This is a genomic window from Pseudomonas sp. WJP1, assembly GCF_028471945.1.
In the GTDB taxonomy this organism is placed as follows: Bacteria; Pseudomonadota; Gammaproteobacteria; order Pseudomonadales; family Pseudomonadaceae; genus Aquipseudomonas.
In genome coordinates this window covers 1,451,087-1,475,909 of sequence record NZ_CP110128.1, presented here as the reverse complement: position 1 = coordinate 1,475,909, position 24,823 = coordinate 1,451,087, and the positions used below count along the sequence as shown (strand labels likewise).

Sequence of the window (24,823 nt, the reverse complement as noted above, 5' to 3'; positions counted from 1 at the left end):
TGTGGGAGCGGGCTTGCTCGCGAAAGCGGAGTTTCAGTCGACATCATTGTTGAATGTCAGACCGTATTCGCGAGCAAGCCCGCTCCCACAGGGGTTTTGGGTGTGGTCAGGAGGGCACGGGGTGCAGGTCGCAATTGCGTCCGGCCTTGGCCAGTTGGCCCGGCACTTCGTGGCCCAGCAGCGCCGGCAATCCTCGGGAAAGTTTCAGCAGCAACGGCAGATCGATACCGGTTGTAATCCCGACCTCATCGCACAGGTTCACCAGGTCTTCCGTACAGATGTTGCCCGAGGCGCCGGGTGCGAACGGGCAACCGCCAAGGCCGCCGAGTGCCGCGTCGAAACGCCGGGCACCGGCCTCGTAAGCGGCCAGCACGTTGCACAAGCCAAGGCCACGGGTGTTGTGGAAATGCAGGGTCAGGTCCGCGGGCGATACCCGCTGCAACACCCGTCGCACCAACCGCTCGACCTGCCGCGGATTGGCCATGCCGGTGGTATCGGCCAGGGTGATGCCCTGGATGCCGAGCTCCTGATAGGCCTCGACGATGTGCAGTACCCGGTCCTCATCGATCTTGCCTTCGAATGGGCAACCAAAGGTGGTGGCAATGCTAGCGTTCAGACGCACCGGTGTGCCGTGCACGAACGCCACGATCTCGCCAAAGGCGGCCAACGAGTCTTCGCAGCGCATGCGCATGTTCGCCAGGTTGTGGGTCTGGCTGGCGGACATCACCAGGTTCAGCTCATCGGCGTTGCAGGCCAGCGCCCGTTGCGCACCTTTGAGGTTGGGGATCAGCGCCACATAGATCACACCCGGTTGGCGGGTGATGCCCTTGAACACCAGCTCACCGTCGCGCAACGCCGGAATGGCCTTGGGCGACACGAACGAGCCGGCCTCGATACGGCTGAACCCGGCCTGCGACAGTTGATTGATCAACGCGATCTTGTCGACGGTTTCAACCCAGGTCGGCTCGATCTGCAAACCGTCGCGCGGGGAGACTTCCTGAACGATCAGGCGCTCGGAATAATCAGTGATCATTGCACCACTCCTTCGACTTTCAGGCGTTCGATGTCTGCGACTGTGAGGCCAAGTTGCTCAAGGATGCTATCAGTGTGCTGGCCCAGTCCCGGACCCGACCAGTTGACGCCTCCGGGGGTCTGCGAGAGTTTCGGCACGATGCCCGGCATTTTCACCGTGGCGCCACCTGGCAGTTCGGCAGTGAGCAGCATGTCCCGCGCCTGATAATGCGGATCAGCCACGATGTCGGCGACCGAATAGATGCGCCCGGCCGGAACTTCGGCGGCTTCCAGCGCCGCCAGTACATCGTCGATCGGCAGGCTGCTGGTCCAGTGGGTGATCGCCGCATCGAGCAGGCCGCTCTTGGCCGCACGCCCGTCGTTATGGGCGAACTCGGGGGCGTCGGCCAGATCCTGGCGGCCAATGGTGTGCATCAGTCGCTTGTAGATCGGATCGCTGTTGCCGGCGATCACCACGTAGGCGCCATCGGCCGTGAGGTAGGTGTTGGAAGGTGCGATACCCGGCAAGGCACCGCCGCTGCGCTCACGCACATGGCCGAGCATGTCGTATTCCGGCACCAGGCTTTCCATGACGTTGAACACGCTTTCGGCCAGCGACACATCGACGATTTGCCCTTCGCCCTGCCCGGTCTTGACCCGCAGCAGCGACATCAGTGCGCCGATCACCGCGTGCAGCGATGCCAGGGAATCGCCGAGGCTGACGCCCACCCGCGCCGGTGGTGAACCGGTGGTGCCGGTGGTGTAGCGGATGCCACCCATGGCCTCGCCGATGGCGCCGAAACCCGGACGGTCGCGGTACGGGCCGGTCTGGCCGTAACCGGAAATCCGTACCAGGGTCAGGTTGGGGTTGAGGGCATGCAGCACGTCCCAACCGAGGCCGAGTTTTTCCAGGGCGCCGGGACGCAGGTTTTCAATCAGCACATCGGCGCTGGTCGCCAGTTGCTTGACCAGTTCGATGCCTTCGGCGGACTTGAGGTTCAGCGCCAGGGACTTCTTGTTGCGCGATTGCAGGTACCACCACAGCGAGGTGCCTTCGTGCAGCTTGCGCCATTTGCGCAGGGGATCGCCCTGGCCCATGGCTTCGATCTTGATCACTTCTGCGCCGAACTCGGCGAGCATGCGCGCAGCGAACGGCGCGGCGATCAGCGTGCCGATCTCGATCACTTTGATTGCACTCAAGGGGGCAGTCATCGCGGGGTACCTCTTGTTCTTGGAATATGTGCCAAGGCTAGAGGACAGCAGGCACGGGAATCCAACCTTCAGTTGGCAACGGGCGTTCGCGAAACGCGAACGCCTTAACCGCGCAAATGCTCAAACAACATTCGGCTCACCGGCGACAGCAACGCCTCATCGCGCACCACCAGGATCAACGCCCGATCCGACCAGGCATCGGTCAACGGCACAGCATGCAACCCCAACGCCCGGCCAAACAGTTCATAAGCCCGCTGCGGCAGGACGCCTATGCCCATGTTGGCCTGGATCATGCGACACATGGCGTCGAAGCCCGGCACATGGATACGCACCCGCAATACCCGGCCGGCTTCACGCGCGGCGGCATGGGTGCGCATATTGATCGAACTGGCGGCATGCAGCCCGACGTAATCGCTGTCCAGCGTCTCGGCGAAGGCCAGGCTCGAGCGACTGGCCAACGGATGATCCGGCAGCATCAACACCATCAGCTTGTCCTGACGGTAGAGCACGCTGTGCAAGCCCTTGATGTCGCTGTCGATGGAACAGATCCCGAGATCGGCCACGCCATCGAGCACCCCCTGGATCACCCCGGCGCTGGGCCGTTCTTCAAGGTCAGTCTTGACCTGCGGGTGGCGCTCGGAAAAATCCCGCAGGTCTTCGGGCAGGAACTGGATGATGGCCGACAGGTTGGCGAGCATCCGCACATAGCCCCGCACACCGTGGCTGTGCTCGCCCAGTTCCAGGCCCATTTTCTCGACGTTGAACAACATCTGCCGGGCGTGGTGCAGCAAGGTTTCACCCGCCGGCGTCAACGTCATGCCCTTGGCCTGGCGCACGAACAGACTGATCCCCAGCGCCTCCTCCAGCTCCATCAAGCGCTTGCTCGCCGCCGACACTGCAATCGCTTCACGCGCGGCGGCACGGGTGAGCGTGCCCTCTTCGTGGACAGCGACAAACAGTTGCAGGGTGATCAGGTCGAGACGGCGGATCAGGCTTTTTTGCAGCATCGGACTCTCGGCAATGGCAGTTCGGGCGAAAGCCGCAGCATAGCGCCCTTCGCCCGTGACGCGCCGTGGTTGAAGCGCCCGAGCATGATAAAGTCGCCGCCCATCAGACCTTTTGCTTCGAGACGACCACCGCAATGACCGATTTCCAGGATGTCGACGCCCAACTTGAAGACTGGAACGTCTTGCGCAGCAGCGCTGCGTTCGACGGTCTGCTGGTGGGTAATGGGGCCAGCCGCGCGGTGTGGGACGATTTTGGCTACGACTCGCTGTTCGAAAACGCCCGCACCGTCGAAGAAAAACCCCTCAGCCCGTCCGAGCTTAGTGTGTTCGATGCGCTGCAGACACGCAGTTTCGAGCAGGTGCTCAGCGCCTTGAAAACCACCAGCCGGGTCAACAAGGCCCTGGCCGTCAGCTCCGCTGCCCCGCGTAATCGTTACTACGCGATCAAGGAAGCGCTGATCAACACCGTGCACGCGGTACACATCCCGTGGCGGTTGGTCGAGGCATCGAGCCTGGCGACGATCGGTCAGGAACTGGGCCACTATCGCACGGTGTTCACCACCAACTACGACTTGCTCAATTACTGGGCGATCCAGCAGCAACCCGAGGCGATCACCGATCTGTTCGAGGGCTCAGAACCGGCCTTCGACCTGAGCGTGACCGCCACCGACAAGACCCGTTTGCTGTACCTGCACGGCGGTCTGCACCTGGTGCGCAACCAGGACGGCACGGCGCGCAAACTGATGTCGACCGAAGGCACGTTGCTGGGCAATTTCGCCATCAACAACACGATCAAGACCCTCGACGATGTGCCATTGTTCATCAACGAAGGGCCGAGCGCGGACAAGCTCAAGACCATCCGCAGTTCGGATTACCTGTCGTTCTGCTACGAGCAGTTGCTCGGCCATGGTGACGGGTTGTGTATTTTCGGGCATGCGTTGGGCGAGCAGGACAGCCATATCGTGCACGCCTTGCGCCTGGCGAAACCGAAGGTGGTGGCCATCTCGATCTACCCGCGCAGCAAGGCGTTCATCCAGCATCAGAAGCGGCATTACGCCAAGGTGTTCGAGGGGACCGGGGTTGAGTTGCGGTTTTTTGATTCGAAAACCCATGTGCTGGGTAGCCCGAAGCTCACAGTTCCAGTCGAAGTTTAGCGGTGATGCGGCTGGCGCCATCGCGAGCAAGCTCGCGATGGCTGCTTAACATTCGACGAAGATGCTGAATGTCAGACCGCTATCGCGAGCAAGCTCGCTCTCACAGAGGATGTGTATTGGATTCAGAGGACAGGCAAGGTCTTGTCCTTGATCACCTTGGTGGGGCCGTTCGCCTTTACACTGGCGATGCCTTTCTCCAGCGCGGATTCGGAGGAATAGGCTTCGCTGCTGCCGATAATCTCGTGGTTGCCCGCCTTGAGGTTGAAATAAGGATGGCCATCCTTGGTGGTTTTCTTCTCGTAGCGTTCATCCAGCGGGCTGTTGGCCTGGACTGACGCGATGCCTTTGTCGGCCGCCGCGCGGGTGGTGTACTGCTCACTGGTCAGAATGGTTTCGGCGTTCGCCGCCTTCAGCACGAACCTGAACTGACCGCTGCTGCTCTTGCTCACTTCATACCATCCGGACATGCTCTTTCTCCTTGGCGAATGAGGGGGTTGCGCGCTTCAGAGTAAAGACCAGCCCCGGTTTTTTGTCGCCTGAACCGACGCCATCGCGAGCAGGCTCGCTCCCACAGTGGATTTGCGTACACCGATCCGTGGGAGCGAGCCCGCTCGCGATAGGGCTATCAAGGTCCCCTACTTCACCACTGCCCGCACCACCGACAACTCCGGAGCAGCCACCCGCCGCTGACTCAGGTACCGCGTACAACTCACCCGCAAGAACGAGGCGAAATTGACCACTTCGCCGCGGTAGTCCATGACCTCCTCATACAACTTGGCGATCAACTGGTTGGTGGTCATGCCGTCTGTCTCGGCGATTTCGCCGAGAATGTCCCAGAACTGATTTTCCAGCCGCAGGGTGGTGACCACCCCACAAATGCGTAGCGAGCGGGAGCGCGACTCGTAGAGAATCGGATCAGCTTTGACATACAGCTCGCACATGGACGGTTCTCCCGTTACAGCGTGATCTTGGTGCCCAGCAAGCCGAGGAAACCGGCGAGCCAGCTCGGGTGGGCAGGCCAGGCCGGTGCCGTCGCCAGATTGCCTTGAACATGGCCGTCCGTCACCGGGATATCGATAAATGTACCGCCCGCCAGGCGCACTTCTGGTGCACAGGCCGGGTAAGCGCTGCATTCACGACCTTCGAGAATCCCGGCGGCGGCTAACAATTGTGCACCATGGCAAACGGCGGCGATCGGCTTGCCGGCCTTGTCGAAATCGCGCACCAGTTCCAACACTTTTTCATTGAGGCGCAAGTACTCCGGCGCACGACCACCCGGTATCAGCACGGCGTCGTAATCCGCCGCCTTGACCTTGGCAAAATCGAAGTTCAGGGCAAACAGATGACCGGGCTTTTCGCTATAGGTCTGGTCGCCTTCGAAGTCATGGATGGCGGTGCGCACGGTCTGGCCAGCGCTCTTGTCCGGGCAAACGGCATGCACCGTGTGACCGACCATCAGCAGGGCCTGGAACGGTACCATCACTTCATAATCTTCGACGTAATCGCCAACCAGCATCAGGATTTTTTTCGCCGCCATGGGGAGGACTCCTCTGGGAAATGCATGGGCATGCAGGAGTATTCAAGGTAGTCCTTATCCGTGGGGGTGGGTAATAACCAGCTACTACCTGAAGACCGCGTTATCGTTCTTCGCGGGCAAGTCGGATCGCCGCCCGCTCGCTCCTACAGGTATTGCATAGGTTTGGAGAGCGGCGCAGGACCTGTAGGAGCGAGCGGGCGGCGATCCGACTTGCCCGCGAAAGCGTCCTTGAACTGTACGGATAATTCTGTGCCCAGCTGTAAGCGCCAAAAACAACGGTTTATGGCTAGATGAGGGCACCTCCTATCTTCCAAGACTCTGGTTGCCATCATGTCCACCCGCGAAAACACCGGCATGGCCCTGGGCCTGCTCGGCGTTGTGATCTTCAGCCTCACCCTGCCCTTCACACGCATCGTCGTGCAGGAAATGCATCCACTGCTCAACGGCCTGGGCCGGGCGCTGTTCGCGGCGATTCCCGCGGCGTTGCTGTTGTTGTGGCGGCGTGAGAAATGGCCAACCTGGAAGCAGGTCAAAGGCCTGACGCTGGTCATTGCCGGGGTTATCCTCGGGTTCCCGGTCCTGTCGGCCTGGGCCATGCAAACCTTACCGGCATCCCATGGCGCCTTGGTCAATGGCTTGCAGCCATTGTGTGTGGCGCTGTACGCCGCATGGCTGTCCCACGAACGCCCGTCGAAAGCCTTCTGGGCCTGCGCCGCGCTGGGCAGTGCGCTGGTGCTTGGTTATGCGCTGATCAGCGGCGCCGGCAGCATCCAGGCAGGTGACCTGTTGATGCTCGGCGCGATTGCCGTGGGCGGCCTGGGGTACGCCGAGGGTGGCCGATTGGCCAAGGAAATGGGCGGCTGGCAAGTGATCTGCTGGGCACTGGTGCTGTCGACCCCGCTGCTGATCGGTCCGGTGCTGTACCTTGCGTTGCAACATCAGGGCGAGATTTCGGCCAAGACCTGGTGGGCCTTCGGCTACGTCTCGCTGTTTTCGCAATTCATCGGCTTCTTCGCCTGGTATGCCGGGCTGGCCATCGGTGGCATTGCCCGGGTCAGCCAGATCCAGCTCCTGCAGATTTTCTTCACTATCGGCTTTTCGGCGGTGTTCTTTGGCGAACACGTCGAGCCGATCACCTGGCTGTTTGCCGGCGGGGTGATCCTGACCGTCGTGCTGGGACGCAAGACGGCGGTCAAGCCCGCCCGTATTGCCACGGCCTGAATCAGACGCAGATCAGAGGTAACCGTCAGCCCGCAACAGGGTTTCCAGGCAATGCTCGGTGATGTGGTAGAACGCCTTGAGTTCCTCGATCTTCGCCAGCAGCTGGGCCGGATCACCCGGCTCGGCACGCTTGACCGCCAGGATCATCTTGTTCTTGTTGGTGTGGTCCAGAGAGATGAACTCGAACACCTTGGTCTCGTAGCCACAGGCCTCGAGGAACAGCGCACGCAAGCTGTCGGTCACCATTTCCGCCTGCTGTCCCAGGTGCAGCCCGTATTGCAGCATCGGTTTGAGCAATGCCGGGCTCTGGATTTGCAGGCGAATCTGTTTGTGGCAGCACGGCGAGCACATGATGATCGAGGCGCCGGAACGAATGCCGGTGTGAATCGCATAGTCCGTGGCGATGTCGCAGGCATGCAACGCGATCATCACGTCCAGCTCGCTCGGCGCCACGCTGCGCACATCACCGCACTTGAAGACCAGACCTGGATGCTCGAGCTTTGCCGCGGCGGCGTTGCACAGGGTGACCATGTCTTCACGCAACTCGACGCCGGTCACTTGCGCTTCGGCCTTCAGGGTATTGCGCAGGTAGTCATGAATCGCAAACGTCAGGTAACCCTTGCCGGAGCCGAAATCTGCCACGCGAACCGGGCTGTCCAGCGCCAGTGGCGACGAGGTCAGCGCATGGCTGAAGACTTCGATGAACTTGTTGATCTGCTTCCACTTGCGCGACATCGCCGGGATCAATTCATGCTGCTTGTTGGTGACGCCCAGGTCGGCGAGAAACGGCCGGTTCAGATCGAGAAAGCGGTTTTTCTCGCGGTTGTGCCCGGCGGACGGCACTTCGCGCAATTGCTGGGGTTTGCTCTTGAACAGTGAAGATTTGCCCTTTTTGCTGTATTCGAGCTGGGCTTCATCGGTCAATGACAACAAATGCGCATTCTTGAACGATGCTGGCAACAAGTCTTTGATCAGCGCCACACCGTCGGTTAATGGCAAGTTCTTGGTGATGTCGCGGGTCTTGTACCGATAGACGAAGGACAGGCAAGGCTGCGCCTTGACCGTCACCGGCTTGATGATGATCCGCTGCAGGTCCGCTTCATCGCCCGCGTACTTGGCCAGCACCAGCTTGATGAAGGCGTTCTGTTCCAGGCTCGATTGCAGCAGGTCGATGAACTGGGCGTGATGGTCCGGCGCGAGGCTGGCGGGAGTGGCGGTGACGGACATGGAAAAAACGGCCTCGGGCAGAGCGAATCGGAGAATGCCCGGTATTTTAGGGGGGATGCGGGTTTTGGGCACGGGGTTATTTTTCGCAGGCTCGGTAATGCTCCCCGAACCTGCTTTGCATTCGCCGATGCCTCAGGGCTCCACCAGCCGAAGTTTGCGATTGCTCGGTGAATTGATCACATGCCTTACGATCAATCCCACCGGTACGGCCCACGTCAGGCCATTGGCCGGGTCAGTGATGACCGCGACGGTTTCGGAGCTTGCGCCGATGTCCAGGCGTCGTCGATCGTTGCAGGACTTAAGCTCGCCATAGGCGTGGCTGACCAGTCGTTCCGCCAGGTGCATCGGCACATCAATCCCTTGCAAGTGCTTCACGGCACGACAGAACAGCACCTGGTCATCAACGACCGAATCGCTTTCATGACGGGCCAGAAAACCCTGGGCAATAGCCAGCAACTGCTCGTTCAATTCCTCGTTTTCAACACTTGCGCTCATATTCATGACTCCAGCGGCGCGGACGTCGTTGGTTCACTTGGCGCAACAGGTCGGGCATCGCGCCGCAAGTCGGGCCCGGCGAAAGGCAAGCGCACGGCGGGGTTGGGCATTCCACTGGGAGAGAGTTCGTGGGTCATTTCGAACTCGGCCCGAACCGACCAGCCGCAGGCTTCCGAGGTGCATTGCAAGTAGGCCACCCGCAGAAAAATATGTCGGCCCTCGCTGGTGCGGATTCGCATGCGGCTCAAGCAGTGCGGACACACCATTTTGTAAGTACTCATGCCTGGATCCTGCTGTTCATCAGGTGGTAATCAACATAATCAACCGCAATACTGCTGGAAGCGATGATTGCTGCAATCCGGCATTGCAAGTAACGCCCACCAAAAAAAAGAAAGTGCAATGAGCAACGGCGCATTGGGTAGGAACCAAACATGTAGGAAATCACCCTGCTACCATTAGGAAGTTTCGACATCAAATTCATCTGACTCATAGTTGAAGATTGATTACTCATTATAAAAATACTCATTGCGCATACATTAAGCACTCACTCAGCATGTGTCAAAAGGAAGAGGCTCAAATTGCGTAGCAAAAAATCACAGGCTGTTTTAGCCCGACTCAAGCAAATAACCGGCACAAAAAGCGATGCTTCCTTGTCTTCTGCGCTACAAGTCAGCCCGCAGACCCTCAGTAGCTGGAAAGGTCGCGACAGCACGCCATACTCAATATGCGTAGAAATTGCTCAATCGCGCGGTATTTCACTTGACTGGTTGTTGCTTGGAGAAGGGCCGGTCCTACGCCATAGCGCTGCTGCCAATGTTCTTGAACACAATCAGGAAACAGCCACTCGGGAAAATACAATTCTCGAGATGTGGCGATTGCTCAGTGAAGAAGATCGCTGCGCCATACAAAATGCCCTGGAGGAAAAACGCCGCCTGCGTGAAATGGAACTCAAACTTTCAGAGATGGCGTCTATTCTGTCGACACTTCAACAGCCAAACAAAACATGATTCACAGGCTGTTTAGTTGAAGGCGTGCCATACCCGCGATGTTTGCCACATGACACGTTAATCCCCATCAGCGTCGTCCTTTCAGGCGCTCGATGATTTCCCCCAAGCCAGCCCCGTCGACCCACTGCATGACCTTGATGCTGATGGGAATAATGATCAGCGCGCACAGAAAGGCCGTTACCCCCGCAGTCAGGAAAGGCGCCAGCGGCAGCGCCACGGGGGTAAACAGATAGCCGACGCCCGCCGACAACAACCAGGAACCGATACGCTGCCAGGCCTTGAAGTCAACGCGAGTGGTGGTGACCAGCCACGCTCCGAGCGATGCACCGAACAGCGCCTCGCCATCAATCGCCGGCAGCGTCGCTATTCCCAATCCCAGCAGCAGCCCGCTGATACTGTTGTAAACCGAATCAGTCCAGTTCATGCAGACCTCGCTCATCGAAGTCGTCGATGACAATGACTCCCGACTCTATGGCTTTGAGCAAGGCGGCATGACGGGACCTGACAGCAAACTTGCGGCGAATATTGAAGAAGTGAAAATTGACCGTGGTGGGCGAGCAATTCTGAATCCTGGCGATTTCCCAGGAAGTCTTGCCTTTGTAGCACCACATCAAGGCTTGTGTTTCTTTCGCTGTCAGATGGACCGGTGGCGCGGCACCGGTAAAAGAGTCGAGCGGTAGATGCGTTGACATAAATACTCCCTCTGCGTCAGAACACCCGTCACAGGGCGTTCGCTATTGGAGGGAGATGTTGAAGACTGAACAGAAGCCAAACAACTTGCCGCCGTTGTACCGTCAAGCGTTACAAAAGTGTTCGCAGAACAGCCCTAACCGAGCACGACCAGGCGGTTTGGCAACTCGTTGCGCACATGCGTCACCGGCACGTGCACCTTGAGCAATTCGCCGCACGCCTCGACGCAGGTGACAAAGCCCTGCAACGTCTGGCCCTGTCGCACCTGCCGGGTGAAATCCGCGACAATCGCATCCCAATTGCTGTTGTCCAGCCGACTGGAAATACCCTCATCCACCAGGATTTCCACATAGCGCTCGGCTTCAGAGACGAATATCAGGATTCCAGTGCTGCCCACCGTATGGTGCAGGTTCTGTTCCAGGAATTGCCGGCGCGCCAGGTTCGAGGCACGCCAGTGACGCACCGAACGGGGAATCAGGTGTGTCGTGATTTTCGGTATGCGCAATACCAGGCACAGCACAATGAAGGTGATCCATTGCACCAGCAGCAGGCTGTGCAAGGTCAGCCAGCCCGTCAGGTAATGCACGATCCCGGGCAGCACCAGTGCCAACAGGCTGGCCCAGAGCAGCGGGATGTACACATAGTCGTCGGCGCGGGCCGCGAGCACGGTGACCAGTTCCGCGTCGGTGTCGCGCTCGACCCGGGCAATCGCCTCGGCGACCTTGCGTTGTTCGTGTTCAGTCAGTAATGCCATGTTGTTGGATGCCTGCTCGCTATTGTTTTTTCTGCCATACCATCACCAGCCGCCCGACGAACCGCCGCCACCGAAACTGCCCCCGCCACCGCTGAAGCCCCCGCCACCAACGCCGCCGAAACCACCGCCACCAAATCCGCCACCGGAACCACCGGAACCGCCTCGACCCGCAGGAAGGATACCGAGCATCTGGCAAACAAATACTGTCAGGATGAACAACAACACCAGAAACACGAAAACCCCCGGATGCCGCGCGATGAAATCATCACTCGGGTCGCCGCCGGATTCATAGACTGTCGAAGGTTCGTCCAGGGGATTGCCACCCAATACCACCAGCATCGCCGCCACCCCGTCGCTGATGCCTTTGCTGTAGTTGCCAGCCTTGAACGCCGGGGTGATGACCTGGTGGATGATCACCGAACTCTGGGCGTCGGTCAGGCGATCTTCCAGGCCATAACCGACTTCGATGCGCAGTTTGCGCTCCTCGCGGGCAACAATCAGCAGCGCGCCGTTGTTCTTGTCTTTCTGGCCGATGCCCCAGTAGCGGCCCAGTTGGTAGCCGAAATCGGCGATGTCGGTGCCCTGCAAGTCCGGCAACGTCACGACCACAAGCTGCTCACCGGTGACCTTTTCATGGGCCTGAAGCTGTTGCGTCAACTGCTCGCGCACCGAAGGCTCGATCATCTGGGCGTTGTCCACCACCCGTCCGGTCAGCTCCGGGAACTTCAAATCAGCCAGGGCTGCCAGGGCAAATACCCACAGCACCAGCACCAGGCCAGCTTTCAACACGCGCATGGGCAACCTCGTCCGTGGTGACACTGCAATCAGAATTTAACCTCGGGCGGTTTCTCCGACCCCGGCGTGGCCTCGAAAGTCTCGCGTTCCGGCAGGTTGCTGTACATCACCGTGTGCCACAGGCGACCGGGGAAGGTGCGGATCTCGGTGTTGTATTTCTGCACCGCCAGGATGAAGTCGCGTCGGGCCACGCTGATCCGGTTCTCGGTGCCTTCAAGTTGCGATTGCAGGGCCAGGAAGTTCTGGTTGGCCTTCAGGTCCGGATAACGCTCGGACACCACCATCAGGCGGCTCAAGGCGCCACTGAGCTGATCCTGGGCCTGTTGGTACTGCTTGAGCTTTTCCGGGTTGTCGAGCGTGGAGGCGTCGACCTGGATCGAGGTGGCCTTGGCCCTGGCTTCGATCACGGCCGTCAGGGTTTCCTTTTCATGGGCGGCATAGCCTTTGACGGTTTCCACCAGGTTGGGGATCAGGTCGGCACGGCGCTGATACTGGTTCTGCACCTGCCCCCAGGCAGCCTTGGCCTGCTCATCGAGGGTCGGGATGTTGTTGATACCGCAGGCGGTCAGCAACGTGGCCAGCATGAGCAAGGTGGCGACTTGCAGCCTCGACCGGTAGGACTGTCGAACATTCATCAGGGTGATACTCCCTTCACATTTCATGGAAAAAACAACCGGCGACCCTCTCGGCCGGCTCTTCGGGCATAATCGGCGCGGCACTGGATTACGTCGGGGCAAATGGGCTAAAAGATGCCCTGCGCAAAAATCGCATCGGGCATTCTGCTGCCATTTTTTGAGTCAGCACCCGAACAACAATAGTCGCTCCCTAAATTTTGGCTGGCCGGCGTGTACATCGCCGCTTGGGCCCTTGAGAAAACTATTCATGAAGAAGCTGTGTTTGCTGGGCCTGTTCGTCAGCCTGGCCAGTCATAACGCACTGGCCGCCACGACGCCCGCACCTCTGGAGAACAAGGACGCTTTCGTCAGCAACCTGATGAAGCAGATGACCCTCGATGAAAAAATCGGCCAGTTGCGCCTGATCAGCATCGGCCCGGAAATGCCCCGGGAGCTGATCCGCAAGGAAATCGCGGCCGGCAACATCGGCGGTACGTTCAACTCGATCACCCGCCCGGAAAATCGTCCGATGCAGGACGCGGCCATGCGCAGCCGGTTGAAGATCCCGATGTTCTTCGCCTACGACGTGATCCACGGCCACCGCACCATTTTCCCGATCCCGCTGGCCCTGGCCTCAAGCTGGGACATGGACGCCATCGGCCTGTCCGGGCGCATCGCCGCCAAGGAAGCCGCGGCTGACAGCCTCGACATCACCTTCGCACCGATGGTCGACATCTCCCGCGACCCACGCTGGGGCCGCACGTCCGAAGGCTTCGGCGAAGACACCTACCTGGTGTCGCGCATTGCCGGGGTGATGGTCAAGGCGTTCCAGGGTGCCGGCGCCAACGCCGCCGACAGCATCATGGCCAGCGTCAAGCACTTCGCCCTGTATGGCGCGGTCGAAGGGGGTCGCGACTACAACGTGGTCGACATGAGCCCGGTCAAGATGTATCAGGATTACCTGCCACCCTACCGCGCTGCGATTGACGCCGGCGCTGGCGGGGTGATGGTCGCGCTGAACTCGATCAACGGCGTGCCGGCCACCGCCAACACCTGGCTGATGAACGACCTGTTGCGCAAGGAATGGGGCTTCAAGGGCCTGGCGGTCAGCGACCACGGTGCGATTTTCGAGCTGATAAAGCACGGCGTCGCTCGCGATGGCCGTGAGGCGGCGAAGCTGGCGATCAAGGCCGGCATCCACATGAGCATGAACGACACCCTGTACGGCAAGGAATTGCCAGGGCTGCTCAAGGCCGGCGAGATCCAGCAGAGCGACATCGACAATGCCGTGCGTGCGGTGCTGGACGCCAAGTACGACATGGGCCTGTTCAAGGACCCGTACCTGCGCATCGGCAAGGCCGAGGACGATCCGGCCGACACCTACGCCGACAGCCGCCTGCACCGGGCCGAGGCCCGCGATGTGGCGCGCCGCAGCCTGGTGTTGCTGAAGAACCAGGGCGAAACCCTGCCGCTGAAGAAAACCGCGAAAATCGCCCTGGTCGGCCCGCTGGCCAAGGCCCCGATCGACATGATGGGCAGCTGGGCCGCCGCCGGTCGTCCGGCGCAATCGGTGACCCTGTTCGATGGCATGAGTCATGTAATCGGTGACAAATCGACGCTGATCTACGCCCGTGGCGCCAACATCACCAGCGACAAGAAAGTCCTCGATTACCTGAACTTCCTCAACTTCGACGCCCCGGAAGTGGTGGATGATCCGCGTCCGGCCAACGTGCTGATCGACGAGGCGGTGAAGGCGGCCAAGGAGGCTGACGTGGTGGTTGCCGCTGTCGGTGAGTCCCGCGGCATGTCCCACGAATCGTCGAGCCGCACCGACCTGAACATCCCGGAAAACCAGCGCGAGCTGATCCGTGCCCTGAAAGCCACCGGCAAACCGCTGGTACTGGTGCTGATGAACGGTCGTCCGCTATCAATTCTGGAAGAGAAAGAACAGGCCGACGCGATCCTCGAAACCTGGTTCAGCGGCACCGAAGGCGGCAACGCCATCGCCGATGTGCTGTTCGGCGACTACAACCCGTCGGGCAAACTGCCGATCACCTTCCCGCGCTCGGTGGGGCAGATTCCGACCTACTACAACCACCTGAGCATTGGACGGCCGTTCACGCCGGGCAAGCCGGGCAACTACACCTCGCAGTACTTCGATGACACCACCGGTCCCCTGTTTCCGTTCGGCTATGGCCTGAGCTACACCGATTTCAGCCTGAGCGACATGGCGCTGTCGTCGACCACACTGAACAAGACCGGCAAGCTCGACGCCAGTGTCATGCTGAAAAACACCGGCAAGCGTGACGGCGAAACCGTGGTGCAGCTGTACATCCAGGACGAGACGGGCTCGATGATCCGCCCTCTCAAGGAGCTGAAGAACTTCCAGAAAGTCATGCTCAAGGCCGGCGAGCAGAAAGTCGTGCACTTCACCATCACCGAGGATGACCTGAAGTTCTACAACGCCCAGCTCAAGTACGCAGCAGAGCCGGGCAAGTTCAACGTGCAGATCGGCCTGGACTCCCAGGATGTGACGCAGCAGAGCTTCGAACTGCTGTAACCCCGCAAACACTGCAAAAACCTGTGGGAGCTGGCTTGCCAGCGATGAGGCCTTCACATTCAACATCTCTGTTGACTGCCTGGCCGCCATCGCTGGCAAGCCAGCTCCCACAGTGTTTTTTGGGTGTAGCGACTATCCCCGCCGATCCAGCAGATTCACCACCAACCGGTCCACCCATCCCCACACCCGCTGCTTGACCCGCTTCCACAGCGGCCGGCGCTGCCACGCCTCCAGGCTGACTTCCTGGCTCAGCGAGAAGTCCTTCTCGAAGCTCGCCACCACGTCACGGGTCAGTCCAGGGTCCAGCGCTTCAAGATTGGCCTCCAGGTTGAAACGCAGATTCCAGTGATCGAAATTGCACGAGCCGATGCTCACCCAATCATCGACCAGGACCATTTTCAGGTGCAGGAAACACGGCTGGTACTCGAAGATCTGCACCCCGGCCTTGAGCAATCGCGGGTAGTAGCGATGCCCGGCATATCGCACAGACGGGTGATCGGTGCGTGGCCCGGTCAGCAGCAGCCGCACATCGACACCGCGGGAGGCCGCGCGGCGCAGTGACCGGCGGACTTTCCAGGTCGGCAGAAAATACGGGGTGGCCAGCCAGATCCGCTTCTGCCCGCTGTTCAACGCGCGAATCAGCGATTGCAGGATGTCCCGGTGCTGGCGGGCGTCGGCATAGGCGACCCGGCCCATGCCCTCGCCCATGGCCGGCACGCGGGGCAAGCGCGGCAGACCGAAATGCGAGGCCGGTCGCCAGGCGCGACGATGGCGGTTGGCGATCCATTGGCGGTCGAACAGCAATTGCCAGTCGAGCACCAGCGGGCCGGTGATTTCCACCATCACTTCGTGCCACTCGCTGACGTCTTCGTTCGGCGTCCAGAATTCATCCGTTACACCGGTGCCGCCGACCACGGCCATGCTCTGGTCCACCAGCAGCAGCTTGCGGTGATCGCGGTAGAAGTTGCCGACCCAGCGCCGCCAGCTCAGGCGATTGTAGAAGCGCAGCTCGACACCGGCGGCCGTGAGCCGCTGGCGCAGGGTCAGGGTAAAGGCGAGGCTGCCATAATCATCGAACAGGCAGCGCACCCGCACACCGCGCTCGGCTGCCTGGACCAATGCCTGCACCATGGCTTCGGCACAGGCGCCCGCCTCCACCAGGTACAGCTCCAGCTCGACCTGTTCTTCGGCCCGGGCAATCGCCACCAGCATGCGCGGAAAAAATTGCGGGCCATCAACCAGCAACTCGAAGCGATTGCCTTCACGCCAGGGAAAGATCGGCCCGGCCATGTCAACGCGCCGTGAAGATCAGCACCGCACCCACCGGCACCGACAGACTGATGGCCGACAGGCCGGCGACCTTGCGCAGCGCTTCCAGGCCGGGCGCCAGATCGAAGTCCTGGGCATCGATCACCACCGGTTCCAGCGTCACCACCTGGAAACGCCGGTCATCGAGGCGCGTGGCCAGCAGTTCGGCGTTGTAGGTGTGTTGCTTGCCGTGCAGGTCGACGGTCAGCGGCAGGCGTAATTCCAGTTGCGCACCCGGCGCGAGGTCGTTGATCGGCCGCAGGTCGATTTGCGTGGTGATCAGCGCTTCGGCAAAGGTCTGGACCTCGAACAGGTCCTTGCGCATGCGCTCGTCGCGCAAGGGAATGCCGCTGTTGATTGATTCCAGCTCGACTTCGACCTCGGCCTTGCCGTTGGGATCGACTTTGCCATGCAACACCAGAAAGCGCTGCACTTCGGAAATATTGGCGTTTTTAGTGCTGACGAACGACAGCCGCGAGGATTCGCCGTCCAGGTACCAGTTGGCCTGGACCGACAGCGAAGCGCCCGCCAACAGCAGGCAGGTAAGGGTTTTGGTGACAGACCGCTTGAACATAGAAACTCGTGGGGCAGATAAACCTGTGCTGAACCTTAACTGCCCACGAGCCAATTGCAAACTTGTAGGAGCGAGCATGCTCGCGATGGTCGTTAACGATAACGCGGGGCTGCAGGATAAACGTGGTGCTCTTGAGTCCATCGCGAGCAGGCTCGCTCCTACAGGTCAGGAGTCAATCAGGCCATCGCCTGCTGCACATCGCCAATCGTGGCGGCCAGGCTGTTCAGGTGCAGGCTCAGCACCCGCTCCACCGGCGCCTGATCCATCGGCCAATGCAACGCCATGCTGCCGACCAGTCGACCATCGGTGTGAATCGGCAAGGCCACCGCGCGAATCAGGAAGGGTAAACGCACCGGGTACTCCCAGTAGCCTTCGGTACGCTGGCCGAAACCTTGATGCAATGCCTGTTGCGTGGAACTGAACAGCGACTCGTCGCTCAGCCGCTCACGCTCGGCCAAGCGCTGCACTTCATGACTTTCCAGCTCACCGAGGCAAGCCCGCCCCATGGCCGAATGAAACAGGCTGGCGTGCTGGCCAACGATCTGACAGTTGTTGGGGTAACGTTTGCGCAGGTTCGAAGGGATCGCACTTTCCATCACCTCCACCCGTTCGCCATCGAAGCACGACAGGTCGGCCACCAGCCCGGTGCGCTCGCTCAACTCCAGCAACAGCGGCGCGGCGTTTTCCACCAGGCGCCGCTTGAAGCGCTGTCGACTGTCACCGAACAGGCGCTTGGCACACAAGCGATAACGCCGGTCGCTCAAGCCGCGATAGATCCAGCCTTGTTCCTGCAAGGTCAGCAGCATGCGCGACACCGTGGCCTTGGGCAGGCGGGTCAGGTAGTGCAATTCCTCCAGGCCCAGCGCCTGATGCTCGCCCAGCAACTCGACGATCGCCAAAGCGCGCTCGACGGAACGTACGCTGCCGGTTTCTACCTTGCTGTCCATGTCTCCGATCTCCTTGGGCGCTGATGGATGATCGCTTTCTACAGCAAGATGCGGGCCTGCCCGCCGGTTTCACCCATTTTGCAGACACCCGGGCGGGCGGCGCGTGACCCATTGCGTCAGCTGCTCATGGGCATAAGCCAGCTGCAACACCGCAAGGTCAGCCTGGGCCGGGCCGATGATTTGCAGGCCCATCGGCAACCCCGCCGGGTTGAATCCCACCGGCACGTTCATGCTCGGCAAACCGGCCAGGGTGGGCCCGATCACCACCTCCATCCAGCGGTGATAGGTGTCCATGTCCTGCCCGCCGACGACCCGCGGCCAAGGGGTTTGTGCATCAAAAGGGAACACTTGCGCCGTGGGCAACAACAGGAAATCGTAACGTTTGAACAACTCGTTCAAGGCGCGATACCACTCGCTGCGACTGACCGAGGCCTGATAGACATCCGCCGCCGTCAGGCCCAGGCCACCCTCGATTTCCCATATGGCTTCGGGCTTGAGTTGTTCGCGCTTGCGCGGGTCGGCATACAACGCGCCGAGGCCGCCTTGCACCAGCCAGTGACGGTGCACCAGCCAGGTCTGCCACAGGCGTTCCATGGAAAAGTCCGGCTGACAGGCTTCGACCTTGCAACCCAGGGCCGTAAAGTCCTGCAGCGCCGACTCGCACAGGCTCATCACCCCAGGGTCCATCGGCAGATAGCCGTTGTAGTCGCCCAGCCAACCCACGCGGACCTCACTGAAGTCCTGCGCCAGCGACTGATGGAATATCTGCGGGTCCTGATTCAACGACAACGGCACGCGCAGGTCGCACCCGGCCTGGGTCCCGAGCAAGCGCGCGACATCGGTGACGGTGCGGCCCATCGGCCCTTCGGTGGCCAGTTGCTGGACAAACACCTCCGGCTGCGGGCCATGTGGCACGCGGCCCTGGGACGGACGCAAGCCAAACACGTTGTTGAACGCCGCCGGGTTACGCAGCGAGCCCATCATGTCACTGCCGTCGGCCACCGGCAGCATGCGCAGCGCCAGCGCCACCGCCGCCCCACCGCTGCTGCCACCGGCACTCAACGTCGGGTCGTAGGCATTGGTGGTAGTGCCGAACACGCTGTTGTAGGTGTGCGAGCCGAGGCCGAATTCCGGCACGTTGGTCTTGCCGATGATGATCGCGCCGCTATCACGCACCCGCGCCACGCTGATGGCGTCGTGTTGTGGAACTTGTTCAGCGAACAGCGGAGAACCCATGCTCGTGCGCAATCCGGCGGTGGCCGCCAGGTCCTTCACCGCTTGCGGCATGCCGTGCATCCAGCCGCGGGACTGGCCCTGGTCCAGTTCTCGGTCGCAAACATCGGCCTCGGCCAAAAGCTCCTTGGCAGGTCGCAGCGACACCAGCGCATTGACCTGTGGATTGAAGCGATCGATCTGTGCCAGATAGGCCTGCATCACTTCACGGCAGGACACCTCGCGCCCGTGGATGGCCTGGGACAACGCATCGGCGTCCATTTCAACAATCGGATTCATGCTCAAGGTTTCACCCCAAGGTTAAGTGCAACTGGTCTCTTTGCCCGTGGTGCTTCCTGCATGCAGTAAGTGCCCAACAGCGTCAGCAGGCAAGCGAACAATACGTAGAACGATGGCGCCACCGGTGTGGCCAGCACCTTGCTCAGCCAAGTGACGATCAGCGGGGCGAAACCGCCGAACACCATGACCGCAACGTTATAGGCCACCGACACCCCGGTGGAACGCACTTCAATCGGAAACTGCTCGGCCAGCGCCGTCGGTGCCGGGCCAAAGAAGCCGCCAATAGAACTGCACAACAGCAGTTGCATCACCAGCAAGCGTTCCACCGAGGGCGCCGCCGCAACCCACACGTACAGCGGATAGACCATCAGGAAAAACGCCAGGGTGAAGGCCATCAACACCGGACGGCGACCAAGACGGTCCGACAACGCGCCGGACAGCGGAATCACCACAGTCATCACCGCCACCGCGAGCATTTGCACCAGCAGCACCTGATCCAGCGGCAAGCCGAGGTTTTTGTGGGCGAAGGTCGGCATGTTCACCAACACCACGTAGAACGACACCGTCGCGCCGCACGCCAGGCCCATCGACACCAGAATGGCGCGGCGATGTTCGCGAATCACTTGCAGCAAACCCGGGCTTGCGCCTTTGGCCTGTTTGCGTGCCTCGAGAAACTCTTCCGGTTCCTCCATGTGCTTGCGAATCCACAGGCCGACCGGGCCAATCAACAGGCCGATCATGAATGGAATCCGCCAGCCCCAGCTGTCCAGGGCCTCGGGGGTCAGCAGATGGGTGAACAACGCCACCATGCCCGCCCCGGAAAACACCGCCAGGCATTGCCCGACCAATTGCCACGAACCGTACAAACCCTTGCGGTGCGCCGGCGCGCTTTCCACCAGGAACGCCGTGGCACTGGCGTATTCGCCGCCGGTGGCGAAACCCTGGAGCATCCGCGCCACCACGATCAGCAATGGCGCGCCCATGCCGATGGCGGCGTAGTTGGGTGCGAAGGCGATCAGCGCGATCGACACGGTCATCAGGCGGATGATCATCTGCATCGCCGCCTTGCGGCCTTTACGGTCCGAATACATGCCCAGCAGGATGCCGCCCACCGGGCGCATGAAAAAGCCGACGCCGAAGGTCGCCAGGGCCATCAGCAACGACGCGTATTCGTCCTCGGAAGGGAAAAACTGCCGGGCGATGATGCTCGCCAGAAAGCCGTAAACAATGAAGTCATACCATTCCAGCGCGTTGCCGATAACGGCAGCGACCACCTGCCGGGTGCGCGAAACACCTGTGCTCGAAGTGTGCATGGGGAACTCTCCAAAAACCTGTTGGGTGATGCCAGGCGCGACATGACGCGCCCGGTCCAGCGGCAGTAGAAAGTGAAAGGGTCAGGCCGGCTTGAGCCAGCTCTCGGTCAGCGCGCCCCAATACGCAGCCCCGGTCAGCAGGATGTCGTCGTTGAAGTCGTAGGCGGGGTTGTGAACCATCGGCCGCGACACGCCGTTGCCGATGAACAGGTAGGCGCCGGGGCAGCGTTGCAGCATCCAGGCGAAGTCTTCGCTGCCCATGAGTTTGGGGGTGTTGCCATCGACCGCATCGGCACCGACCAACTCGACGCCGACTTGCCGGGCGAACTCGGTTTCGGCGGCGTGGTTGACCAGTACCGGGTAGGCCGGACGGTGTTCGATTTTCGAACTGCAACCGAAGCTTTGGGCCTGGGATTCGATGATCGCGCGCACCCGCTCCAGGGTTTGCTCGCGGACTTCAGCATTAAGTGCACGCAAGCTCAAACGCAGGATCGCCTGCTGCGGAATGACGTTGGCCGCCTCCCCGGCCTGCAAGGCACCGACCGTCACCACCGCCGCCTGCTGCGCATCGATGTTGCGCGCGACCACGGTTTGCAGGGCCATGACCACGCTGGCCGCCGCCACCAAGGGGTCGACCGCCAGGTGCGGCATCGAACCGTGCCCGCCGACGCCTTCGAGGGTCACGCTGAGCAAATCCTGCGAAGCCATCATCGGCCCTTCGCGAAAACCCAGATGCCCCGCTGGCAAGCCTGGCATGTTGTGCATGCCGAACAGTGCGTCGCAGGGAAAACGTTCGAGCAGGCCATCGGCGAGCATCGCTTCGGCGCCGCCCTGGCCTTCTTCGGCGGGCTGGAAAATCAGGGTCAGGGTGCCATCGAACTGGCGAGTCGCCGCCAGGTAACGCGCCGCGCCCAGCAACATCGTGGTGTGGCCGTCGTGCCCGCAGGCGTGCATGCAGCCCTGATGCCGACTGCTGTAGGCCGCCCCGGTATTCTCGATGATCGGCAGCGCATCCATGTCCGCCCGTATCCCGAGTTTGCGCGGGCTGCTGCCGTTGCGCAGCACACCGACCACACCGGTCTTGCCGATGCCGGTGTGTACTTCGTAACCCCATTGTTCAAGCGACCTGGCGACCAGCGCCGAAGTGCGGTTTTCCTCGAAGCCAAGCTCCGGATGAGCGTGGATGTCCTGGCGGGTGGCATGCAGGTCGCTGGCGACGTCGTTGAGCCAGGCAAGAATGTGCTGATGTCGGGTCATGGGATTTCCTCGGGCCGGGTGTATTCCCGTTCTTTTTGTTCGCTGTGATGTCGCGACACATCAAAGGCAGGTCGCGTTCGTCACCAGATAACCGCGAGTCACGCGCGAGGACAATCGAATGTGGTTCCACTAGATGGAACCTGCAGGTCAGGGGTTCAGGCGACATCCCTGGTGTTCGCCAATCCACTCAGCGCTGTTGCTACGCCCCAAGCCGCTGACGGTGATGCGCTTGCTGGCGACATCATCGGCAAACCCGCTGGTGGGCAGCCACTGTTTGACATAGCCACGACAATATTTGGCGTCGTTGTTCATCACGTAGCGGCACGAGCAATATTCCTTCGCGGTGTAGGCGCTGATGATGTCGGGGAACGCCCACAGCGCCACCCGCTCATGCCAGATCCAGCCGAGCAAGGCGAGCAACAGCATCAGCAGCAGCGAGCTGAAAGGACGGCGACGAATGAAAGCGCTCATGGCTGCTCCTTCCCGGCAAACGTCTGGAGCGCAAGCCTGAGCAATTCGTTGTGCCGGTAACTGCCGTCGCGGTCATCGCCGTAGCGCACGATCACCAGGTTCGCGCCCGGAATCACGTACATCGCCTGGCCCCAATGGCCCAGCGCGGCAAAGGTGTCGGCGGGCGCATCGGGCCAGGGTCGAGCGCCCCCGCCTACTGCACGATTGAGCCACCAGTGGCCGCCGGGCACCGCATCCTCCTGGTTGGCGCGATAGCCCGCGAAGGGTTTGCGGTTGAATGCAACCCAGTCCTTGGGCAGCAGTTGTTTATCGCCCCAGCGACCGTCCCGCGCCATCAACAGACCGATGCGGGCCAGATCGCGGGCGGTGAGGTAGGCATAGGACGAAGCAACGAACGTTCCGGTGGCGTCGGTTTCCCAGATCGCCTGGCGAATTCCCAGAGGCTCGAACAGCGCGGTCCACGGATAGTCCGCGTAGCGATCCGGACCGACGATGGTTTTCAGTGCGGCGGACAACAGATTGCTGTCACCGCTGGAGTAGCGAAACGCCTGCCCCGGTGCGGCGTATGTGTCGTGATCGGCCGTGAACGCGGCCATGTCCGAGTGACCACGGGTGTAGAGCATGGCCACCACCGACGACTTCAACGGTGCGTATTCGTAGTCTTCCTGCCAGTCGATCCCGGAGGCCCAGTGCAGCAGGTCGGCCATGGTCATGTCCGGGTGTTTTTTCAGTGGCGGGTAAAATTCGGCCACCGGGTCCTGGAGCCTGAACCGGCCCTTTCCATACGCCACGCCGAGGACCGTGGCCATCAGGCTTTTGCTGATGGACCAGGTGAGGCGCGGCGTCTGGGCGGTGGTCGGGCCGGCGTAGCGTTCGTAGATCAACCGGCCGTCACGGATGACGAGCAAGGCGTCGGTGCGGATGCCCTGGCGGGTGGTGTCGTCGCGGGGTGGGAAGGCGTATGCCTCCAGTGCCTGAAGCGCCGGGCCGGTGATGGTTGGGCCCGTGGGCCATTGCTCAGTGGGCCAGTCTTCAGCGTGGACCGTGAGACTGAGCAATAGCATAAAAAACAGGGACAGGCCTTTGGGCATGGCGGGGGCTCGTGGCGATGAACCTGCTGAGCCTAGACGAGGTTGATGACAATTCCGGGATTGGTATTGCCAATAAGATTGCTATCGCGAGCAGGCTCACTCCTACATTTGAAATGCATTCCCCTGTAGGAGTGAGCCTGCTCGCGATGACGGCCGTCAATACACCGCAAGAGCCTTGGCCAATCGCTTCCCCCGCGCCCCCGCCGCCAGATCCATCACCGCCTGATCGCGCTGCCACATCGCCGCCCACTCCGGCGCTCCTTCGGCCAGCGCCTGATTCACTTCAGCCTTGAGCCCCTCGAACTGCGCAAACAACCCACCGAGCAACACATGCCCCGCCGGACTGGCGGGGGGGTGCCGACTGACCTCCGCACACCCCGCCAGTAGCGCCAGCAAGCGCAATTGCAAGGGCTGCGGCCAGTCACTGTCCTGGCCGACGCCGTACAGCCAGGCGGTCATGGCACTCAAGACATAGATGTCCTCCAGGGTTCGGAACGGCTTGACGTAGGCATCCCAGCCGTCCCCCGCAAGCAATTCGCACAGTGCGCCATCCAGAAACAAGCGGCCATGGCTGATGTCCGGCATCAACGGCATCGGCGGCAATTTTTCCACCCGCACGCCCGGCTCATCGGGGTAGACCACCGCCAGGCTCAGGCGCGGCGCGTCGCCTTGCTGTTCGCTGCGGGCGGCAATCAGCAGCCAGTCGGCGGCATCGCCTGCGGTGACGAAATCCTTGCGTCCACTCAAGCGCAAATCGTGCAGACGGGTCTGCATGTCAGCCACCCGCAGGCTGCGTTGCTCGGTCGCGCACAGCGCGCCAAGGCTCAACGGCGCGCTGGGCCACAGCATGCGCAACGCCGCCTGATAGCCCACCAGGAACGCCAGCCCCGGCGTCGCCATCAAGCGTGCACCGACCACGGCCAGTTCAAACGGCGTGACGTTGCCCAACTGCTGCAACAACGTTGCGAACCCCTCACCCAGATCCGGGTTGGCGGGCAAGCGAGCGTGGCGGTTCAACAGGGTTTGCCAGGGCATAAGAGGCTCCTTGTGGGCTGTCATACAAGCA

Annotated in this window: 28 protein-coding genes; 4 read left to right on the top strand and 24 right to left on the bottom strand. The window is 61.2% G+C overall.

From position 1 onward, the window contains the following. Positions 1 to 106: 106 nt before the first annotated feature. The 3 genes from OH720_RS06710 to OH720_RS06700 form a co-directional block, all read right to left on the bottom strand. Positions 107 to 1,033: a hydroxymethylglutaryl-CoA lyase gene (locus tag OH720_RS06710; protein WP_272604988.1), complete on the bottom strand. Its 927-nt coding sequence runs from the start codon at positions 1,031 to 1,033 to the stop codon at positions 107 to 109. After that, positions 1,030 to 2,223 (bottom strand): CaiB/BaiF CoA transferase family protein, encoded by a 1,194-nt coding sequence (locus OH720_RS06705; RefSeq protein WP_272604987.1) that lies wholly within the window; start codon positions 2,221 to 2,223, stop codon positions 1,030 to 1,032. The genes OH720_RS06710 and OH720_RS06705 overlap by 4 nt, the downstream gene beginning before the upstream one ends. A gap of 104 nt (positions 2,224 to 2,327) precedes the next feature. After that, positions 2,328 to 3,230, bottom strand: a complete 903-nt coding sequence (locus OH720_RS06700; protein ID WP_272604986.1) for a LysR family transcriptional regulator — start codon at positions 3,228 to 3,230, stop codon at positions 2,328 to 2,330. Between the two features lie 134 nt (positions 3,231 to 3,364). Here OH720_RS06700 and OH720_RS06695 point away from each other — a divergent pair, with 134 nt between their 5' ends. After that, complete coding sequence (locus OH720_RS06695) at positions 3,365 to 4,384, top strand: DUF4917 family protein (protein ID WP_272604985.1); 1,020 nt, start codon at positions 3,365 to 3,367, stop codon at positions 4,382 to 4,384. Positions 4,385 to 4,506: 122 nt separating this feature from the next. Here the strand turns inward: OH720_RS06695 and OH720_RS06690 are convergent, their stop codons facing one another. From OH720_RS06690 to OH720_RS06680, 3 genes are all read right to left on the bottom strand, one after another. Then, entirely contained in the window at positions 4,507 to 4,851 is a 345-nt protein-coding gene (locus OH720_RS06690) for a YegP family protein (RefSeq protein ID WP_272604984.1), read from the bottom strand. Positions 4,852 to 5,019: 168 nt separating this feature from the next. After that, positions 5,020 to 5,325, bottom strand: coding sequence for a ribbon-helix-helix domain-containing protein (locus OH720_RS06685; protein WP_272604983.1), 306 nt, complete (start codon positions 5,323 to 5,325; stop codon positions 5,020 to 5,022). Positions 5,326 to 5,339: 14 nt separating this feature from the next. Then, positions 5,340 to 5,921, bottom strand: a complete 582-nt coding sequence (locus OH720_RS06680; RefSeq protein WP_008055591.1) for a DJ-1/PfpI family protein — start codon at positions 5,919 to 5,921, stop codon at positions 5,340 to 5,342. A gap of 330 nt (positions 5,922 to 6,251) precedes the next feature. Between OH720_RS06680 and OH720_RS06675 the strand changes: the two genes are divergently transcribed. Continuing rightward, positions 6,252 to 7,142 (top strand): DMT family transporter, encoded by an 891-nt coding sequence (locus tag OH720_RS06675; protein ID WP_272604982.1) that lies wholly within the window; start codon positions 6,252 to 6,254, stop codon positions 7,140 to 7,142. Between the two features lie 12 nt (positions 7,143 to 7,154). Here OH720_RS06675 and OH720_RS06670 read toward each other — a convergent pair whose 3' ends face one another. From OH720_RS06670 to OH720_RS06655, 4 genes are all read right to left on the bottom strand, one after another. After that, on the bottom strand, positions 7,155 to 8,369 hold the full coding sequence (locus tag OH720_RS06670) for a class I SAM-dependent methyltransferase (protein WP_272604981.1): 1,215 nt from the start codon (positions 8,367 to 8,369) through the stop codon (positions 7,155 to 7,157). A 132-nt stretch (positions 8,370 to 8,501) separates the two neighbouring features. Further along, the gene (locus OH720_RS06665) at positions 8,502 to 8,864 is read right to left on the bottom strand and encodes a hypothetical protein (RefSeq protein ID WP_272604980.1); all 363 of its coding nucleotides are present in this window, start codon (positions 8,862 to 8,864) and stop codon (positions 8,502 to 8,504) included. Positions 8,865 to 8,866: 2 nt separating this feature from the next. Beyond that, positions 8,867 to 9,145 (bottom strand): ogr/Delta-like zinc finger family protein, encoded by a 279-nt coding sequence (locus OH720_RS06660; RefSeq protein WP_008055587.1) that lies wholly within the window; start codon positions 9,143 to 9,145, stop codon positions 8,867 to 8,869. Next, positions 9,142 to 9,375 (bottom strand): hypothetical protein, encoded by a 234-nt coding sequence (locus tag OH720_RS06655; RefSeq protein ID WP_272604979.1) that lies wholly within the window; start codon positions 9,373 to 9,375, stop codon positions 9,142 to 9,144. Before OH720_RS06655 ends, OH720_RS06660 begins: the two co-directional genes overlap by 4 nt. Positions 9,376 to 9,442: 67 nt before the next feature. Between OH720_RS06655 and OH720_RS06650 the strand changes: the two genes are divergently transcribed. Then, entirely contained in the window at positions 9,443 to 9,871 is a 429-nt protein-coding gene (locus OH720_RS06650; protein WP_272604978.1) for a helix-turn-helix domain-containing protein, read from the top strand. A gap of 67 nt (positions 9,872 to 9,938) precedes the next feature. On the opposite strand, the gene OH720_RS06645 is transcribed toward OH720_RS06650, so the two are convergent. The 5 genes from OH720_RS06645 to OH720_RS06625 form a co-directional block, all read right to left on the bottom strand. Next, positions 9,939 to 10,295: a putative holin gene (locus OH720_RS06645; RefSeq protein ID WP_272604977.1), complete on the bottom strand. Its 357-nt coding sequence runs from the start codon at positions 10,293 to 10,295 to the stop codon at positions 9,939 to 9,941. Continuing rightward, positions 10,282 to 10,563, bottom strand: coding sequence for a helix-turn-helix domain-containing protein (locus OH720_RS06640; RefSeq protein ID WP_272604976.1), 282 nt, complete (start codon positions 10,561 to 10,563; stop codon positions 10,282 to 10,284). Before OH720_RS06640 ends, OH720_RS06645 begins: the two co-directional genes overlap by 14 nt. Positions 10,564 to 10,697: 134 nt before the next feature. After that, positions 10,698 to 11,315 (bottom strand): TPM domain-containing protein, encoded by a 618-nt coding sequence (locus OH720_RS06635; RefSeq protein ID WP_272604975.1) that lies wholly within the window; start codon positions 11,313 to 11,315, stop codon positions 10,698 to 10,700. A 42-nt stretch (positions 11,316 to 11,357) separates the two neighbouring features. Continuing rightward, positions 11,358 to 12,110, bottom strand: coding sequence for a TPM domain-containing protein (locus OH720_RS06630; protein ID WP_272604974.1), 753 nt, complete (start codon positions 12,108 to 12,110; stop codon positions 11,358 to 11,360). A 29-nt stretch (positions 12,111 to 12,139) separates the two neighbouring features. Further along, positions 12,140 to 12,745: a LemA family protein gene (locus OH720_RS06625; protein WP_008055581.1), complete on the bottom strand. Its 606-nt coding sequence runs from the start codon at positions 12,743 to 12,745 to the stop codon at positions 12,140 to 12,142. Between the two features lie 247 nt (positions 12,746 to 12,992). Between OH720_RS06625 and bglX the strand changes: the two genes are divergently transcribed. Then, positions 12,993 to 15,284 carry a beta-glucosidase BglX gene (gene bglX / locus OH720_RS06620; protein WP_008055580.1) on the top strand — a complete coding sequence of 764 codons (2,292 nt, stop codon included), beginning with the start codon at positions 12,993 to 12,995 and terminating at the stop codon, positions 15,282 to 15,284. Positions 15,285 to 15,416: 132 nt separating this feature from the next. Here bglX and OH720_RS06615 read toward each other — a convergent pair whose 3' ends face one another. The 9 genes from OH720_RS06615 to OH720_RS06575 all read right to left on the bottom strand — a co-directional run bounded on the left by OH720_RS06615 (position 15,417) and on the right by OH720_RS06575 (position 24,792). Then, positions 15,417 to 16,574, bottom strand: a complete 1,158-nt coding sequence (locus tag OH720_RS06615; protein WP_008055579.1) for a phospholipase D-like domain-containing protein — start codon at positions 16,572 to 16,574, stop codon at positions 15,417 to 15,419. 1 nt (position 16,575) lies between these two features. Continuing rightward, positions 16,576 to 17,166 (bottom strand): YceI family protein, encoded by a 591-nt coding sequence (locus OH720_RS06610; RefSeq protein ID WP_272604973.1) that lies wholly within the window; start codon positions 17,164 to 17,166, stop codon positions 16,576 to 16,578. Between the two features lie 176 nt (positions 17,167 to 17,342). Beyond that, positions 17,343 to 18,113, bottom strand: a complete 771-nt coding sequence (locus OH720_RS06605) for an IclR family transcriptional regulator (RefSeq protein WP_272604972.1) — start codon at positions 18,111 to 18,113, stop codon at positions 17,343 to 17,345. Between the two features lie 69 nt (positions 18,114 to 18,182). Further along, complete coding sequence (locus tag OH720_RS06600; RefSeq protein WP_272604971.1) at positions 18,183 to 19,625, bottom strand: amidase; 1,443 nt, start codon at positions 19,623 to 19,625, stop codon at positions 18,183 to 18,185. 2 nt (positions 19,626 to 19,627) lie between these two features. Continuing rightward, the gene (locus OH720_RS06595) at positions 19,628 to 20,938 is read right to left on the bottom strand and encodes a citrate-proton symporter (protein WP_272604970.1); all 1,311 of its coding nucleotides are present in this window, start codon (positions 20,936 to 20,938) and stop codon (positions 19,628 to 19,630) included. A gap of 81 nt (positions 20,939 to 21,019) precedes the next feature. Beyond that, positions 21,020 to 22,195 carry a M20 aminoacylase family protein gene (locus OH720_RS06590; protein WP_272604969.1) on the bottom strand — a complete coding sequence of 392 codons (1,176 nt, stop codon included), beginning with the start codon at positions 22,193 to 22,195 and terminating at the stop codon, positions 21,020 to 21,022. Positions 22,196 to 22,342: 147 nt separating this feature from the next. Then, positions 22,343 to 22,666, bottom strand: coding sequence for an amidase (locus OH720_RS06585; protein ID WP_272604968.1), 324 nt, complete (start codon positions 22,664 to 22,666; stop codon positions 22,343 to 22,345). Further along, positions 22,663 to 23,757: a serine hydrolase domain-containing protein gene (locus tag OH720_RS06580; RefSeq protein WP_272604967.1), complete on the bottom strand. Its 1,095-nt coding sequence runs from the start codon at positions 23,755 to 23,757 to the stop codon at positions 22,663 to 22,665. Before OH720_RS06580 ends, OH720_RS06585 begins: the two co-directional genes overlap by 4 nt. A gap of 156 nt (positions 23,758 to 23,913) precedes the next feature. Continuing rightward, positions 23,914 to 24,792: an acyl-CoA dehydrogenase family protein gene (locus tag OH720_RS06575; RefSeq protein WP_272604966.1), complete on the bottom strand. Its 879-nt coding sequence runs from the start codon at positions 24,790 to 24,792 to the stop codon at positions 23,914 to 23,916. Positions 24,793 to 24,823: the final 31 nt, after the last annotated feature.